Origin of the sequence: Polymorphospora sp. NPDC050346, assembly GCF_040655695.1 — a bacterium.
GTDB classification, from domain to species: domain Bacteria; phylum Actinomycetota; class Actinomycetes; order Mycobacteriales; family Micromonosporaceae; genus Polymorphospora; species Polymorphospora lycopeni.
This window is the reverse complement of the sequence record NZ_JBFAKM010000035.1, coordinates 1-16,173: the sequence shown is the minus strand read 5'-3', so window position 1 is coordinate 16,173 and position 16,173 is coordinate 1. Positions and strand designations below refer to the sequence as shown.

General features: G+C 61.9%; 11 protein-coding genes and 1 pseudogene. 7 read left to right on the top strand and 5 right to left on the bottom strand.

Translation table 11 applies throughout. From position 1 onward, the window contains the following. The first annotated feature begins 256 nt into the window (after nt 1-256). The 6 genes from AB0I42_RS28455 (at nt 257) to AB0I42_RS28430 (ending at nt 7,388) form a co-directional block, all read left to right on the top strand. Entirely contained in the window at nt 257-658 is a 402-nt protein-coding gene (locus AB0I42_RS28455) for a hypothetical protein (RefSeq protein WP_357541908.1), read from the top strand. Further along, complete coding sequence (locus tag AB0I42_RS28450) at nt 645-1,958, top strand: serine/threonine-protein kinase (RefSeq protein ID WP_357541906.1); 1,314 nt, start codon at nt 645-647, stop codon at nt 1,956-1,958. The genes AB0I42_RS28455 and AB0I42_RS28450 overlap by 14 nt, the downstream gene beginning before the upstream one ends. Before the next feature lie 633 nt (nt 1,959-2,591). Then, nucleotides 2,592-3,191: a hypothetical protein gene (locus AB0I42_RS28445; protein ID WP_357541904.1), complete on the top strand. Its 600-nt coding sequence runs from the start codon at nt 2,592-2,594 to the stop codon at nt 3,189-3,191. Between the two features lie 302 nt (nt 3,192-3,493). Next, nucleotides 3,494-4,522, top strand: a complete 1,029-nt coding sequence (locus tag AB0I42_RS28440; RefSeq protein WP_357541902.1) for a 7-cyano-7-deazaguanine synthase — start codon at nt 3,494-3,496, stop codon at nt 4,520-4,522. A 1-nt stretch (nt 4,523) separates the two neighbouring features. Further along, nucleotides 4,524-5,729, top strand: a complete 1,206-nt coding sequence (locus tag AB0I42_RS28435) for an XRE family transcriptional regulator (protein ID WP_357541900.1) — start codon at nt 4,524-4,526, stop codon at nt 5,727-5,729. A 696-nt stretch (nt 5,730-6,425) separates the two neighbouring features. Continuing rightward, complete coding sequence (locus AB0I42_RS28430; protein WP_357542031.1) at nt 6,426-7,388, top strand: DUF4365 domain-containing protein; 963 nt, start codon at nt 6,426-6,428, stop codon at nt 7,386-7,388. 470 nt (nt 7,389-7,858) lie between these two features. Here AB0I42_RS28430 and AB0I42_RS28425 read toward each other — a convergent pair whose 3' ends face one another. The 4 genes from AB0I42_RS28425 to AB0I42_RS28410 form a co-directional block, all read right to left on the bottom strand. Next, entirely contained in the window at nt 7,859-9,328 is a 1,470-nt protein-coding gene (locus tag AB0I42_RS28425; RefSeq protein ID WP_357541898.1) for a tyrosine-type recombinase/integrase, read from the bottom strand. After that, on the bottom strand, nt 9,325-9,714 hold the full coding sequence (locus tag AB0I42_RS28420) for a hypothetical protein (protein WP_357541896.1): 390 nt from the start codon (nt 9,712-9,714) through the stop codon (nt 9,325-9,327). Before AB0I42_RS28420 ends, AB0I42_RS28425 begins: the two co-directional genes overlap by 4 nt. Continuing rightward, entirely contained in the window at nt 9,711-10,583 is an 873-nt protein-coding gene (locus AB0I42_RS28415; protein WP_357542029.1) for a DUF2637 domain-containing protein, read from the bottom strand. The genes AB0I42_RS28420 and AB0I42_RS28415 overlap by 4 nt, the downstream gene beginning before the upstream one ends. A gap of 360 nt (nt 10,584-10,943) precedes the next feature. After that, nucleotides 10,944-11,828: a replication-relaxation family protein gene (locus AB0I42_RS28410; RefSeq protein WP_357541894.1), complete on the bottom strand. Its 885-nt coding sequence runs from the start codon at nt 11,826-11,828 to the stop codon at nt 10,944-10,946. A gap of 924 nt (nt 11,829-12,752) precedes the next feature. On the opposite strand from AB0I42_RS28410, the gene AB0I42_RS28405 reads away from it, so the two are divergent. Beyond that, a complete protein-coding gene (locus AB0I42_RS28405; RefSeq protein WP_357541892.1) occupies nt 12,753-15,221 on the top strand; it encodes a serine/threonine-protein kinase in 2,469 nt (822 codons plus the stop codon). 466 nt (nt 15,222-15,687) lie between these two features. On the opposite strand, the pseudogene AB0I42_RS28400 reads toward AB0I42_RS28405, so the two are convergent. Further along, nucleotides 15,688-16,173, bottom strand: a pseudogene (locus AB0I42_RS28400) (IS1634 family transposase); the annotation flags it as partial.

The following is a 16,173-nucleotide window of genomic DNA, read 5'->3' as shown; positions in this document are numbered from 1 at the left end:
GCTACAATGCAGGCGTCCACAGTGGCATCTTCTCAATGCCGTCGTAGTCCGGTAACTTGCCGCTTGTCGGTCGGAGCCCTGCTGACGGCAGTGCTGCATGTCCGCCGGCCACACGTTGGACCAATCGGGCAACTACGCGACCGGGCTACTGCGCCGGCCGCCAGCGTGCGCTTGAGGCCCAGTGCCAGTCGGGCCGCGACAGGTAGGACGGGAGCGAGTCCCGGCTGATCTTAGTAAGGCAGAGGCGAGGAGGACCATGACTACACTCGGAGTCGCCTGCACGTCGTCGTACACATACCTTGTCGTCGCCGACGGAGCGGCTGTTGTCGAAGGCAGGCCAGAGCGGCTGGCTTTCCGCGACGGCCTGTCCGACGCGGAGCGGCTAGTTGAGTTCGGAAAGGACGCCGCCCGTGCACTTCGCGACGCTGAGGTGTCCCAGGTGGTAATCCTACGTGCCGTGTCGAATCACACGGATACACACACCGGCTGGACAAACCGCCTGGCAATGGAGACGCTGCTGCGGCTGGAGTGCGCGAAGGCGGATGTTCCATGCCGGTACGTATCGCACCAGGCAGTAAAGGGCGCACTCGGGCTGACTGGGAGCGGTGGGCTAGCGAAGCTCGGCGTGGGCAGCGTCGCCCGGAGTGGCAAGTACTGAAGCGACGGCCGCGGCTTGGCCGCGCTCGCCGCCGTTGCCGTGGAGGCAGGGGCCTGACGTGATCCGTGGCGACCGCCTCAATCAGCCGTCCTACTCATTCCTTCAGACTCTGCCCGGAGGCGCGGTCGGCGAAGTTCGGCTCGTCTGGCACGAGCCTCTGCAGCGGATGCTCGTGCAAAAGACCATCGACCTACTCGGTCTCGAGGACGCTGTCGCCTATCGGGAGCCGAGACTGCTTGACCGGGTTCAGCACGATCACATCGTCAGAATTCGTGACGCTCAGCCGGACCCAGACATCGACCACGGCCTGACGCTAGTTATGGACTACCTATCCGGCGGGAGCGTTCACGGCGCCCTCCAGGACGGCCACCGGTTCGGGGTCCGCGGGGCACTGCTGCTCGCGGGGCAGGTTCTTGACGCGCTCGATCATCTCCACCTCGGGCACGGGTTCCTACACCGGGACGTCAAGCCAGGGAATGTCCTGCTCGACCAGGACCGCAAGACGGCGTACCTCGGTGACCTCGGGTCCGCTTCTCCCCTATCAGACGGCGGCCGAACCTGTAACGCGCACGGTGGGACCCTGCTCTACCGACCACCGGAGTACAGGACGGGTGTGCTGGATGCACGGTCGGACCTTTACAGCCTCGGCGTTACCCTCCTGGAAATGCTCAAGGGGCCGCTCCCTTATGAACAGATGGACCCGCTACAGATGGAGGAGTCTCTGGGCCGTGGCCGACGGGCATTCTCGGACCGTCTCGCTGAGTTTCCACCGCACGTAAACCGGCAGGTCCGCCGAGCGGTCAAGTCATTGATGTCACAGACCCCGTCGTCCCGCCGGCATCCGCGATCGACGCGCTTCGCCGGCTACAAGAATGCAGGACCATCGACTGGAGACCATCGGGGCCCCGCGACGGTGCGCCTGCCGAATGGGAGGGCACTGGGTTGCCGGGCCGCGACGGCAAAGTCCGTTCCTACCGCGTCGAGGCTGTGCCATTGTCCGCTGGACCAAACCGTGGCCGAATCCGCGTTAGCGTCCTCTATCGCAAGCGAGCGGGCACCGCCTGGCGACGACTATCACCTGACTCCGTATCGGATCCCGATGACCGGGCCCCCTTGGACCGAGCCTTTTCGACAGCGGATAGTGACGCGTTCCAACGGTGAGCAGCCCAGAGCAGCAGGTCCGGGTCAGCTGGACACTGACGCAGGAAGTCGCTCCGGGCAGTCATCGCGGCTTCAGCAGTCAGTTCCCAGCCTGCTGAAGCCCCGGATCCCGTCGCCACGACCACGCCCTGGGCTCTAAGTGATCGCAGGGCCCGCTCCGTTCCGACGACGCGGACGCCGAAGTGCGGATCCGGCCGGGTGGCCGCCCCGTAGAGAGGGTCGGCCAACCCGGCGGCAAGAGCCCTTTCGCGCAGCTCCAGCAGGGCGCGGTGCAGCGGCCACGCAGGGTCGACCGGCGCGCGGGTGACGGGGCCGATCGCAAGTAAGGCGCATACGACGCCGACAAGCCCGCCAGGCAGCCCCGAGTGCTGCGCAGCGAAGGTGGATGCGAGCCGCAGTTGCGCCATATCGCCCCTCCGTCCACCAAGCATTGCTACCTATGTAAACAGCATGCAGCAGTCGAGGCATGGTCACCAGGCTTGAGCGCCGGGACAATCGCGGGCATCGAGGACTACCTACTGTCTGGCGGGACGACGAGAGCCCCCTCAACCAGCTTCAACTTTGGCAACCACACCAGACAGATCAGACTTATCGCCCGCCCACAGGCGGCCTCGGTGATCGCAGTGCCCCCTAGGGCCGAAGCACAATCCGACCAACATGGACCGAGGGATACACAACGGACAGACATCGTCACCCTTAGCCACTTGACATCTTGACATCGGCGCCGCACTGCGTACCGTGGAGGTGTTGACATTGTCAGAGGGCAGGGATCATGCCAGACGACGATCGCTTCGGCCTTCGCCTCACCGCCGGATGGGGCAAAGTCCTACGTGGACTCCGCGAACGCGCGGGCCTAGAGGAGCTCGAACAGCGGACAATGGGGGCTCTTGCCTCTTCACTCAAGGCAAGTGGCGGCGTTCCAGACCTACGCACGATTGCAGACGGAATGCAGGAATCGGCACGAACCGGCAGCTGGAACGCCTCTGATCTATCGAGATTGAGCGCGAGCCCTCCGCATGTCCCAACGCGCCTAGCCGAGGAGGCGGCACAGGTTCTGGCAGCCACCATGCAGTCGCAACTGGCGTTGGTGTCGAGCGAAAAGGCAGCACTACTGCTAACAAAGAGACTGCTCATCGAATTTGCGCATTACGCAGGCTTTGACCGGATGGTGCCAAAACTTGTGAACCAAGGCGAATACAAGCCGATGGAGTTCCATAGCGTCGTTAACCAAATCATGGAAGGTCGCCAACTGGAGAAGTTGGCAAGGAGCCTGCTCAAGCGTCCTACCGCAGAACATCTTCGCGCACCTAATCGAATCACGCCAAGGCGCTCACATGACGAGCTACTCAACACCACGCTGGAGGATCTGTGAGCGCTCGGGCCGAAAGCAGAATCGCAGAATTTCGCACAGAAGACGACTCGAACATCAGAAGCATTTGCTTCGGGTACCACATCACACTCGCAGGCAGTCAGGTTATTCGCAGACTGGCCCGACAACTTCCGCCCGAGGCGGCGGATCTTGTGGAACTGGCAAGCATCGTGTTTGCGGTTGATCAGCACGCACCACGACCGAACGCGGCCCAAAGCGGGGTAACCGTAGGTTGGGGCAGAAAAATTTGGGTGCGAGTTCCCGTTAGATGCTTGAGCACTTGGCAAACGCATGCTGATTTGGTAATGAAGACGCTGAACTGGCTGACTGATGACGAATGGGATGTGGAGTTTGCCTCCCGGGACCGCGAAGACGGACCTCTTTACGACGGTCAGCACGCCCTGTTCGAAACAATCCCTCAGAACGCAACACCAGCCTTGTTCTCCGGAGGGCTAGATTCGTGCTGCGGTCTAGCAATTGACTCAGCTCAGGAAAATGTGGCTCCCATCAGCATTTACACCAACTCCCGAATGCGGCGCGCCCAAAATGACGTACTTGCCGCACTAAAAGCGAGCAGCAGCCATTCGATTGACCCTTTAACGTATCGCATTCAACTTGCCGGAGGCCGCAAGTATGGCAAACGAGAATCAAGCCAACGGACACGCGGATTCCTGTTTCTGAGCGTAGGAATTGCGACATCGTGGGCGATAGATTCGAACGTTTTGCGAGTGTATGAAAACGGCGTTGGCGCGCTCAATATTCCATACCTTAAATCGCAATTCGGTTCTCAGGCGACCAGATCCATGCATCCTTTGACGCTGCTGCAAATGTCCGAGATCGCCTCGAAGGTCGCAAGCGGCGGATTTACTATCCAGGCTCCATACTTGGGGACCACGAAGGGCGACCTCATTGGGATGGTGCCACAGTCCGCTGATCCTGCGCTTGCTGCCTCAATTTCCTGCGACTCGGGCTTCTCTGCACGATCCTCTTATGAATGCGGCTCATGCACTTCGTGCTTATTGCGACGCCAGTCACTACAAAGTGCTGGCCGGGGATATCTAGACGACTCGTCACGATATAGAAGGCAGACGAAATCGAAAGATCCAGGCCTTTCCGCCATGCTTTGGCAAGTCTCGCTGCTTGAACAGTGCCTAGCGCAAGCGCATCCATGGCGCGCCTTGGTATCACAGTTTCCAAGCCTACTTAAAGCGTCGCACATTTTGGACCCTAACGACCTCGTGAGGCTCTACGATCGGTATGTGCAAGAATGGCGTGTCGCTGGTGACGCACTTGGGGTAGATGTGACGACGTGGCAACGCAGAGGAATGACCTGAGATGACTACACAGAGCCTCCAGTCCGAAGTAGGCCCAGATTCATTGGCGATGAGGCTACGCGCAGCGAGGGAGTCTGCAAATCTGACCCAGGCGCAAGCTGCGGCCGAACTCGGAGTCAGTCGCCCCCTCCTGATCGCGATGGAAAAGGGCGCCAGAGAGGTTCAACCGTCGGAACTGATCCGCTTGGCGCATATCTACGGTGTGCAAGTCAGTGCACTCCTGCGTCCAGCCGCGCCACCAACTGCTATCGGTACTAGATTCAGGCTCGCGGCAGGATCCTCGCCAAGCGCCGGTAATGTGAATGCTGAAATCGAGAAGATCGAGGCGCTAGCCGACAACTATCTGGACCTTCTGAGGCGAGCACGCGCACAGCCTCCTGGTCGCTATCCTTCCATCAAGACGATTGACCACCTCGCCCCTGCACAGGCAGGTGAGGATTTTGCAATGGAGGAACGGAATCGGCTGGGCATTGGAGACGGACCTGTTATTCAGCTTCGGGAGATCCTCGAAATGGAGGTCGGCCTAAGAGTATTCATAGTTCCACTCCCGTCCAAGGTAGCCGGCTTCTTCGTCTTTGTCGAGAATCTCGGCGGTTGTGTCGCGGCGAACGCAGATCATCCTATTGAACGACGCCGGTGGACCATGGCACACGAATATGCGCACTTTCTTGTCTCTAGGACGCGGGCCGAGGTGACCACGCTTGACGCTCGGACCAAGATGCAGGAGTCCGAGCGGTACGCGGATGCCTTTGCGGCGAATTTCCTGATGCCCAGGAACGGACTAACACGCCGCTTTCACGAACTTAAGCGCGGGCAAGGAGGTAACGTCACACCCGCGACACTGGTGCAACTAGCTCATTCTTACCAGGTCTCAGTTCAGGCCCTGACCATCCGACTGGAGGACCTTGGCCTCGTAAAAGCTGGAACGTGGGACAAACTCCACGACAATAGATTCCAGCCACGACTGGCGGCAACTCGGCTCGGCCTTCGGCCACACGACGAGGGCGGCCATTACCTTCCACTTCATTATCGCAACCTTGCTGTCCAACTGTATTTGGATGGCAAGATAACCGAACCCGAACTTGCTCAGTATCTGGACGCAAGCATAATCGAAGCTCGCAGGATCTATCAGGAGTTGACTGAGACGCGTGACATTTCTGAAGACGGTGCGTTCCAGTTCGTCGACCTATCCGAGACGTCGGAGTGAAACGTGCCTCGACAGAAGTTGCTCCTCGGCCCTTGCGTTGCGATCAATTTGACTGCCTCGAAGAGACTGGCTGAGATTGCCGACAGGCTAGGCACGACTTTCTTGATGGTCCGCGAGGCTGCGGCATTGGTACCGGAGGTACGGAAGGCCTTGATCGAGAACTCGTTTCCGAAAACGATCGATGCGTTTGGCGGTCAGCGAGTCTTTGAGATTACGGATCTCCTACCACACGAGTCCGACAGTTATGTAACGCTCGCCGCGCTTCTAGACGATGCATCCGCCGCAACCGTCGCAGTGGCAGCGAATCGCGGTATACAGCTTGCCATCGATGATCGAAGAGCGCGGCGTGTCTGCTCTGAGAACGGGATATATTCGCCATTGCGAAGCCTGGAAATTCTTCGACGGTACACCGATTCTTGCTCGATGCCGAATCCGATGATCCGAGCTCTGCTAGATCACATTCGCACTGAAACGTACTTCGCTCCCGCGCGCTCCGATCCTGATTTCCAATGGTGGACACAGCATTTGCAGAGCTGAGTGCAGATTGACCAATTGGTGAGATTGATGTCGCACGCACGATAGCGAGCGAAGAGCCGGCCGTTGCCGGGGTACTGCGCTTGCAACCATCCAAAAATTGAACGCTTAGATGCCGGAAGGTGGCTGTTGTCTGAGGTTCTGAGGGCTAATTTGGCGCCGATGGTATCGGACAGCACCTTCGTGGAACGCGAAGGCGTGAATACCTTCGCAACACTTGCGAACCGGGCCCGCTGCCTGTGGCGCGAGACGCCCATGCATGACGTTGGCGTGGATGGACATGTCGAGTACGTCACTCCAGCGGGCGCCGCCACTGGGCGAAACATCGCGGTACAGATTAAGAGCGGCTCATCATACACAAACGTAACGAACGGTCGAATAACATACTCCCCATCCGACAAACACCGCGAGTATTGGTCTAGCTATCCACTCCCTGTAATCCTGGCGATCTACGCCCCTACCATCGGCTCAATGCACTGGATCGACGTACGCAAGGCAATCAGGCTCAACCGGGCGAGCCCCGTCAAACTTCCCCTAAGTCCCGTCCTCACGCCAGACAATTTCCTCGAATTGTTCCGTTCGGGCGGCCCGCTACCGACCGAACCACTGCCTCCTCGCGGCATCTGCGAGGAAATGCTTTCAAAATCGTCGGGCATTCGCTCACAAATATCGTACTTTGATTTGTTCGTTAACGGCCTCACCGAAACTGGGCGAGCCCTCTATTTCGGCATGGATCTATACTGTGGGATCCTTGCTCACAAGACGGGATATCCGGATGTAGAAAGTGGCGACCACAGCTTTATTGACGACTACATCGAATTCCTCATAGCCCACAACATCGTCGTCTTTAACTATGAATGGTTTGATGAGGCGGCGGAACGGTGGCGCATGACAGGCAAGTTCCTGGGCCGCCTCACGATCCGCGGCGAACAATTACTATCCTACATTAGAAAGCTTCAATCGTCTTGGAGTAAGTGGAACCGGGGCATGTATGCATCGGTGACGCAGGAGCGGTTCGTTCGCATACTCTTTGAGGAAGACGCACAGTCGCGATTCAGATTGATTGAGGAGTACAAGCAAGATTTCAATGCGTTAGCCGACGCAGCCGATAACGCCGCCCCATGAGGCTCACCGCACGAGTGAGCCACTATCCTTGGTAGGCCCAAACCCGGACCGCAGGCACTGAAAAGCCGGCCACTCTTTTGCGTCTCTATTCCGCACTGCATGCTTAGCAGCCACTTCCGTGGAACCGCAGGGGAATCTGTATGGGGCAGCGGCGGATGGCAGATGTCGTCACGCGACCTGACTGGCCGGAGGTGCATGATGCTCTCAAATTTGACGGACGCAACCGGGGTAGCGACTATTGTCGTCTGCACGGCGGCGGTAGTGGCTTGGGCAGTACTCAGGTGTCTACTGGTGCAGCAGACCCACTACGCGAATAGAGACAGTCAGCGGCAGAGGCGGATTCTCTCAATGACTTGCGTGACTAAAGGGCCGATCTTCATGTCAGGTATGGGCGTTGCGGTTACTTCTGATAGGGGTGGGGTTGCCTACGGCCCTAACACTGTTAAGGATGGTTGGACGACGTGTGGAGATTACGCCGGCCTTGTCGTGTTGCGCTGGCGCGGTACCACGGCGGCGGTTGCTTCGGCGGCGGCGTGTGATAGTTCGGGTAGGACGTCGCCGTAGTACTTGGCGGTGAAGTGTGGGCTGGAGTGGCGCAGCCGGTTGGAGATGACTTTCATCTGGACTCCGGCGGCAAGGCCCATGGTGGCGGCGCCATGCCTGAGGTCGTGAAGCCGGATGGGTGGTAGGCCGGCTTGGGCGGCGAGGTGGTGGAAGTGGTCGGTGATGTCGGCGGGGTGTAGTGGGTTGCCGGTCGGGGTGGTGAAGACCAGGCCCGACTTGGTCCAGGTCTCGCCGGCGGCGAGGCGTTCGCGGTGTTGGCGGGTCCGGTGGGCGCGTAGAACGGCGATGGTCTCGACGTCGAGGGCTACGGCTCCTTCGCTGTCGGCGGTTTTGGGTGTGTCGATGGCGGTGGCCCAGCCGTGTTGGACGAGTTGCCAGCGGACGGTGAGGGTGCGGTTGTCGAGGTCGAGGTCGTCCCAGTGCAGGCCGCAGGCTTCGCCGCGGCGTAGGCCGGTGAAGGTGACGAGGTGGTAGAGGGCGTAGAGGCGGTCGCCGGCGTCGTGGGTGTGGTCAAGGAATCGGCCGGTGTGTTCGGGGGTCCAGATCATGACGCGGCTGGGGGTTTTGCCGGTGTCGCGCCAGGTCTTTATGCGTTGGTCGGTCCAGATGGTGGGCTTGGGGGCTCGGGCCCGTGGTAGTTCGATCATGGTGGCGGGGTTGATGTCGATGAGTCGGTGGCGGCGGATGGCGTCGTTGAGGGCTTTGCGCAGGGTGGCGCGGATGCGGTGCATGGTGGCGGGTACGACGGTGCGTTGGCCTTTGACCTTGTCGCGTTTGGCGGGGTCGGGGCTGGCGCGCAGGGTGTCGATGGTGGTGTTGCGTTCGTCGATGGCGTCGTACATGGCGTCGATGTGGCCGGGGCGGAGTCGGTCGATGCGGAGGTGGCCGAGGTACGGGATCAGGTAGAGGCGGATGTGGGCTTCGTAGGTGCGTACGGTGCCTTGCTTGATGCCCTTGCGCCCGGCGAGCCAGCTGTGCAGGTAGGTCTCCATGGTGGGTAGTTCGGTGGGGGTGATGTCGAGGTGAAGGGCGCGGCGGATCTGGTCGGGAGTGGGGATGGGTGCGCCGGTCTTGACGGCGGTTTCGATGAGGTCGCCGGTTTTGGTGGTGGCGTGGGTGTCGGTGGGGTCGGGGACGGTGAGCGCGGCCCGGATGCGGTCGAGGACGGCTTCGGCGTCGGCTTGGCTTTGGTGGGGGCCTTGACGTAGGGGGCGGCGGGTGCCGTCGGCGCGGGCGGGGATTTCGATCTGCCAGTGCCAGTTGCCGTGGTTGCGGGACCAGGCTCCGCCGGCCCGCCGGAGCTGGGGGCAGGATTGCCCCAGTCGCCGGCCGGTGGTGTCACGGCAGCCGCAGCGTTTGAAGGTGGTGCCCTTCACTCATCGTCTCCCGGGTGCTCGGCGTGGTGCCACCAGCGGTGGTGGCGGTAGTCCGCTGGTGGCGTGTCCGTTGCATCCACGCTCGTCTCGGCAACCGGATCAAGTCGCTGGCCGTCGGGGTCGGGGTTGTCGAGTAGGAGGAGGCGGAGCAGGCCGGCGACCGGGACGATGATCCGGCTGCCGGCGCGGATGACGGATGTGGGGAAGCTGTCGGTGGCGACCAGCCGGTACGCCTGGGACCGGCTGATCCCGAGGACGGCCGCGGCGGTCGGCAGGTCGGTGGTCGCGCCGAGCACGCGAATCCGCTCGGCGGTCCACACCCCGCCGGATGGCCGGCGTGGAGTGGTCGGGTTGGTGTGGTCGGTTGGAATCGGGTTGGCGCTCATGGTGTGGCGTCTCCTGGATGTGGAACGGCTGGATGTCGTACGGACGGGTCGGTGAGCGGGGCCGGCGCGATGCCGGCCGCCGGACCGGAACGGTCCGGCACGGGTGCCGCAGATGCCGGCGGCTGCTCGGTTTTGAGGATCTTCAGCAGGTGCGATGCCCTGGTGTTCGACACCGGGAACCCCGCCGTGCGCAGGGCTTCGGCCAGGGCAGCGCGGGTCAACGGCCGGCCCCCGGCAGCGAGTCGTTCGCGGGTACGTCGTGCGGCGGCAAGTAACTCGTCGAGGCTGGCCGGACCGCCGTGGGACGGTCCACGTCGTACGGGTCGGCGTTGATGCTGTGGTCCGCTGGTCTTGCGGTGGTCCGGTCCGCGGGGACGGCGGTCCCGACCCGGCTGGTGGACCGTCCGCTCGGCGACGGTTCGGTCCGGGACCGGTGTCGCAAACAGGTCCCGGCCGTCCGGTGGAGCGGTATCGGTGGTGGGCAGGTCTCCGGCATGTGCGTCTGATCGGACGGGACCGGTCGGTTTGGTGGCGGATGCTGTGTCGGCATAGCCGAGGGCGATCTTGACCATGACGAGGAAGCCGAGCGCGGGTACGGCGGCGGCGATCCAGCCGATCGGTGACGGCTCCGCCTCGACCACCTGCGCGGCCAGGGACAGCGTGACCGCACAGGCCAGCACCGTCGCCGGGAAAAGCGTCGACTTACCGGCCCGTTTACGGCGGCGAAGCTCCAGCCCGGAGGCGATGGACATCAGCTCCAGGACGATCGCGTCCGCCCAGGCCAACCAGCCCGGCTGGCCGTGAGCGGCAGCGACGTCACGTACGTGGGTAAACGACGCCGCGCCGGCCGCCCCACCGATCGCGAGCATGATCACGATCTGGACCGTGCCCTCGATCCGGCTGGACCGCCGACCGGCGTCCCGGGCGTCAGATGTCGAGGCGGCCGTGGCGGACCACCTCCCCGGACCGAAGCAGGACCGGCACGCGCCGGTCGGAAGCGGACCGGTCCCGCATCTGGCGGCCGGTCCCCGTGTCCCGGTCCCGGACCGCTACGGGAGCGGTCCGGGACCGGGCCGTGGACCGGACGACGGGAAGCGCGGACGATACCTCTCCCCTATCACTGACAGGGCGATCCGGTCCTCTCACCGATCTGTCAGCCGCCACCCGCGAGGCACTGACAGACCGGTGCCAGCGGAACAGACTCGTGGTGCGGCACCGAAACGCGCGGTTCATGCCGGCTCCTCCGGGTGGTTGCGGAAGTCGGCGACATAGCCGGCCAGGTCGACCAGCCGCCGCCGCTCCCCCACATCGCCAGGCGCCGCCCAGACGGCCCCAGCCGGGCACAGTCCCGCTGAGGTCGCGTGGTCGCGGGCACCGGTAGCGACCGGCAGCAGCGGCGCCTCGGCCAGCAGGCGGCGCAGGTTCCGTTCCCGGGCGGCCGAGTGCAGCCAGAACAGCACCGGCCACATCCGCCTGAGCGTGTCGAACAGCTCCCGGTACCCGGCCAGCTTGTTGACCAGCACCGACAGCGGCTCGCCACCGGTGTCGTACTCGACGAAGAACGGCACCACGACACCGTCCTCGACCCAGCGGCCGAAACCGTCCGGACGGACCCGCGGCTGATACGCCCGCACCAACACCGGATCATCCGGGCCGGCGAACGCACCAGGGCGCAGGCACGTCGCCTCCGGCAACCACTCCACCAGCTCCGCGCCAGGGTGGGTGCGGGCGTAGCCGGCCAGGTCGGTGAAGAACCCGTTCACCCCGAGCCGGTGCGCGAGGCTACGGCTCGACGTCCACCGCCGCCGCTGCGCCCGGGCGTGGTCCCGCCTCGGCGGACGCTCGTCCCGGTACGCGGCGACGACCTCGGCACCGCGCTGGTCCAGGACATAGTGGTACGGGTACGAGCCGCCGTCGGGACGCTGCGGCCGGAACCGGGCCACGAGTCCCAACCCGTGCAGCTTGCGCAGCCGGCGCTGGCAGAAGTCCAGCGACGGGAACAGGGCGTGGGCGAGCTGGAACGAGGTCAGCACCCCGTGGTCGTACAACCAGCCCAGCAACACCCGATCGCGGGCGGTCACCTGGGACTGCACCCGCAGGATCGGATCATCCACGGGCCACCACCCCCAGCCGACGCCTGTGGGGCTCCCCAGGGGGAGAGACCCGAGACCAGCAGGGTCTGTCGCAGGACCAGCCGGAGGCGCTGACAACCGCGTCGACCTGCATTGTGAGAAGGAACAGGGGGTCAGTCCGGGGGTCCGGCCCAAGACTGACATCAACCCTGACGTCAAGCCTGACCCCCGAACGACGGCCAAGCAGGAATCTGTCACCGCCACCGAAGCCGGCAGCGGCAGGAAACACCTGGGAGAACAACGGAACTCCTTCAACGAGAAGATGCGACCGGTGCCACCCCTATGGCGGCACCAGAACGGGGCGCCCGACGGGCGCCATCCACTGTGGAACTGTCAACGGACGCGTCGTCCCCGTTCGGGGACGGCTGGAAAGAGAAGGTCAGCACCCACCGCGACCACGACCTACGCGGCCAGGGACGGAAGGGGCTCGGGCGATGGGCGAGGCGAGCGGGCGGCGTAGCAGCCGAACCAGCGACGGCCGAGGACAGGACACGCGCAGGCGGCTGCGCGGCGGCGCCCAATCGGCTGGAAGAAGATCCTTCATGGTGGCCTCCCGTGAGGCTCACTCACCCCCGCAACCCGCTCACGACAGACCGGAACGAATGCAAGCGCCTCACCAGCGGCGGCGCCCGCCGATCGACCATGGCCCGGCGGACAAGATCGCCGGACGAACGTTTATCCAGCTGAGGCGACTCCAACCGCTCGATAGACGACAGCCCCAGCAACGCAAAGGCGCGGCGTCGCCGGACTGCACAACCCCTTCATCGGAGGGCAGCGCCTACCTGATTCGTGGCAGATCACTGCCTGTTCGTCGCCACATAGGGGAACCTTCGTTGGACAAACTCCTGTGACGGTCAGTTGATCAGGGGATTACAGTCGGCGCTCGAACCGCTAACATGGCGCACTATGCCCCCACTGCCACCCGGCGCACTTGAGCGATTCATCGAGGGAAGTCGAATCAAACGTGATGTCGCTGCGGCACTCCAGGCTGGCGGCCTTTCGATTGAGTACACCAAGACGACAGATAATCCTCGAGTCTGGAGCTTGTTTGTCAAGCCATCCGAAGTCCTCCAGGCAGCCCTAGGGGAAACCAGAGAAATACTTGTACTGGTCGCCGAGTACGACAGACTCCAGGCGAGTGAGATTGACAAGGCCGCGGACATAATCCGATCTACGGGCGTTCGACTCAGCAGGTCGATCAGCATCATAATGACCGAGGATCGACGAACTGGCGATCGAGTCCGTGAGTACAGCGACGAGAGCGGAACACTATTCGTCGGCTTCAGCCTAGATCGAATCCGGTCTTGCAAGCCGCACGGAGACACAGACTTTCGGGTCCTACTTCAGTCGCAAGCATATGCACGTGACCTATACAACCTACCTGGAGCCGTCACTAAATCACAGGATTTCTTTGGCCGCCGCCGACTACTCGAGCGCCTCCGCCAGGAGATCGTAACAGGATCTGGACACCAGGGAATCTTTGGCCTAAGAAAGATCGGCAAGACATCACTAGTAAACAGGCTTGCCCAGCTCGTCCGCGAAGACGGCAGATGCTTTGTTGCGCAAATTGATCTACAAAGAGCGGCCGCAATTAGACCAGACACCTCCTATATCCTTTGGTCGGTAGGACAGGCAATCTTCGATTCTCATAGACGAGTACGAGACGTCAAAAGCCTCCGCTTATTCGGCCAGTATCGCCTCTTCCTCGACATTCCAGATCCGAAACTCGTAACAGAACTATACGACCACGACATTCAATTACTCCTGAGAGAACGCCACAGGAAGATTGTCGTCTTCCTTGATGAGATCGAGCGAATCCTGCCACCGAACCCCTCACCGGAGGCCCAGCGGAACTTCGTTCAACTGTGGCGACTCTTGCGCGGACTTGATCAACAGTTTCCGGGGCGACTTTCCTATATCATTTCTGGAACCAACCCCAAGTGCGTCGAGGATGCAAAGATCGGCGCGGAGGACAACCCCGTATACAACTACTTCACCCGCGAATACCTAAGTCCACTGGACCTAGACGAAGCGGCTGACCTCCTTGTCACCATCGGAAAGCGAATTGGTCTTGAATGGGAGACACATTCGCTCTCGGCCAGCTATTCGCAAACCGGTGGCCATCCGGCACTATTGCGCGCGCTTGGATCAAGCGCCCACGGCCGGGAACCCAACCGGCGCAATGCGACTCGCATCGTTGAAGGCGACGTAAGACTGCTCGCACAAGACCTCCTCATCGAGCGGTCGTCACTCTTGGATCAACTCGTATCGACCCTACGCGACGAGTACCCAGATGAGTACTACTTGCTAACGTTGCTGGCAGAAGGCAAGGTCAACGAGTTCGCAGAATGGGCTAGATCCTCACCTCCCGACGTCGCCCACCTAGTCGGTTATGGAATCTGCAAAGACCCGCACACTGTTCCACGGTTGTGCATCAACTTACTCCAGACCTACCTGCAGAGACAGTTAAGTGCACTAGAGCGCCCATTCAGAAATAGCGGATCCTCCGACCTTCAGCCAGGAGAAGAGGTCGGCGACTACGTCATAGAGCACACTGTAGGGGCTCCAGGTGGATTCGCCAGAGTCTACAAAGCGCATCGACAGGACCAAACGAACGAAGTAGTCGCCCTTAAGGTAGTTCGAAACGGAAAACTGAGTAGCGTTCAGCGCGAATTGGATATCCTCCAGACGCTCCATCATCCAAACATCGTTAAAATAATCGATGCAGGAAGCCTGACCAATGGCGACGCATACTTGGTAATGGAGTATGTCGAGGGTCCTACTTTGCGAAGCTACTGCGAGGCCTCAACTCGCCCCTCTGAGCCAACCCTCCTCAAGTGGACAGTCGCCCTCCTCAACGCCTTGGAGAGAATGCACCCGCGTCCGGCACAGGTCGACGAAATGCGCAAGCGTCACGACGAACTCGATGGCGATGTCGCCCAAGCAATCTTCGAAGCACAGCACGGCGTCGTACACAGGGACATCAAGCCGGCAAACATAGTCTTGAGCAAGGGTCGAGGGCCAGTACTGATCGACTTCAACATCTCTATTGCTGCGGGCACCCCGGTTAATACAGTGAGCGCAACCCCTCATTACTTGCCTCCCGGGTTCATCTTCGGAAACTGGACGCACGAGGTCGACCTTTATCAACTCGGACTCACCCTACTGCAACTCGCCAGCGGAGCAGAAATAGGAAAAGCGACCCTACCCGACCTACTCGTTTTAGCTCGCAAGAATGTCAGCCAGCGCACTTTTAAGATCATCGAAAAGATGCTGGACTACCGGGGTGAGCACGGATATCGATTGACGTCTGACGCCCTCAGAGAAGCGCGGACCGCGTTGAATGCCACAGGAAAGAGGGCGACGGGATTCTAGCCCCACGCCACTCCCGGACTAACCTGCCTATCGGGGAGCAGGTAGACGTCGATTCGCCCACAAAGATTACCTCCCCGCAGGTGACATTACCTGTGCTCACGCACGACCAAAGAAGGTTGCTCAGCGGCGCCGTAACGTCGATCACGTGGGGAACTGTTTTTCTAACTCACCCTTGGAGCGCCTGGCGGACCAGGCCGACAAGCCGGCGAGTTACGGCGAGGATGGTCGAGAATTGCTGCGGCCTCGTGGTCGTCTGACGATCAGGAGTTGGGCGCTGGGTGGCGGATCGCGGCTTGGAGGGCCGTCGTTGTACGTCGAGTTGCAGTGCGACGGCATCGCCGGAGTCCTGACTCGGCATGTTCGGCCGCGAGTTGGGTGGCTTTGAGCGGGCTGAGGATGATGCCCCCCGTTCGGTGATCTCCACATCACAGCGCCGGTCGATGTGTTGGCCCCGACTTGGCTCACGTTAGTGCGCACGTCGGGTGGTTCGGGTGATGGCTTCGAGGGCGTCACGGAGGTCGTCGGGTAGGGGGTCGGCGGCGGTGATGGTGTGGGTGCCGACCTGGATCTCGATGGTGCGGTAGCGGCGGGTGGTGCGGACGAACTTCTTGATCGACCAGCCGGTCCGGTCTTCGATCCAGCGGCTGGCCGCGAGGGCGGCGAACACGATCGTGAGGTGGGCTTCGATTGATTCGCGCTGGTGGTGGTAGATCGGTCGGGCTTGCAGGTCGTGTTTGGACATGCGGAACGACTTCTCGATCTGGAACAGCCGGTGGTAGGCGTCGATCACGAACTCGGCCGTCACGGGGGTGCCGTCGGGGCAGGCGGCGAGGTTGGTGACGTACCCCTTCAGACCAGCCACGGCCCGGGCCCTGGCCTCCAGCGCCCGGTTGACCGTGCGGGTGCCGCCGGAGAGCTGGACGAACCGGTTGCGCTTGACCGTGGTCTTCCC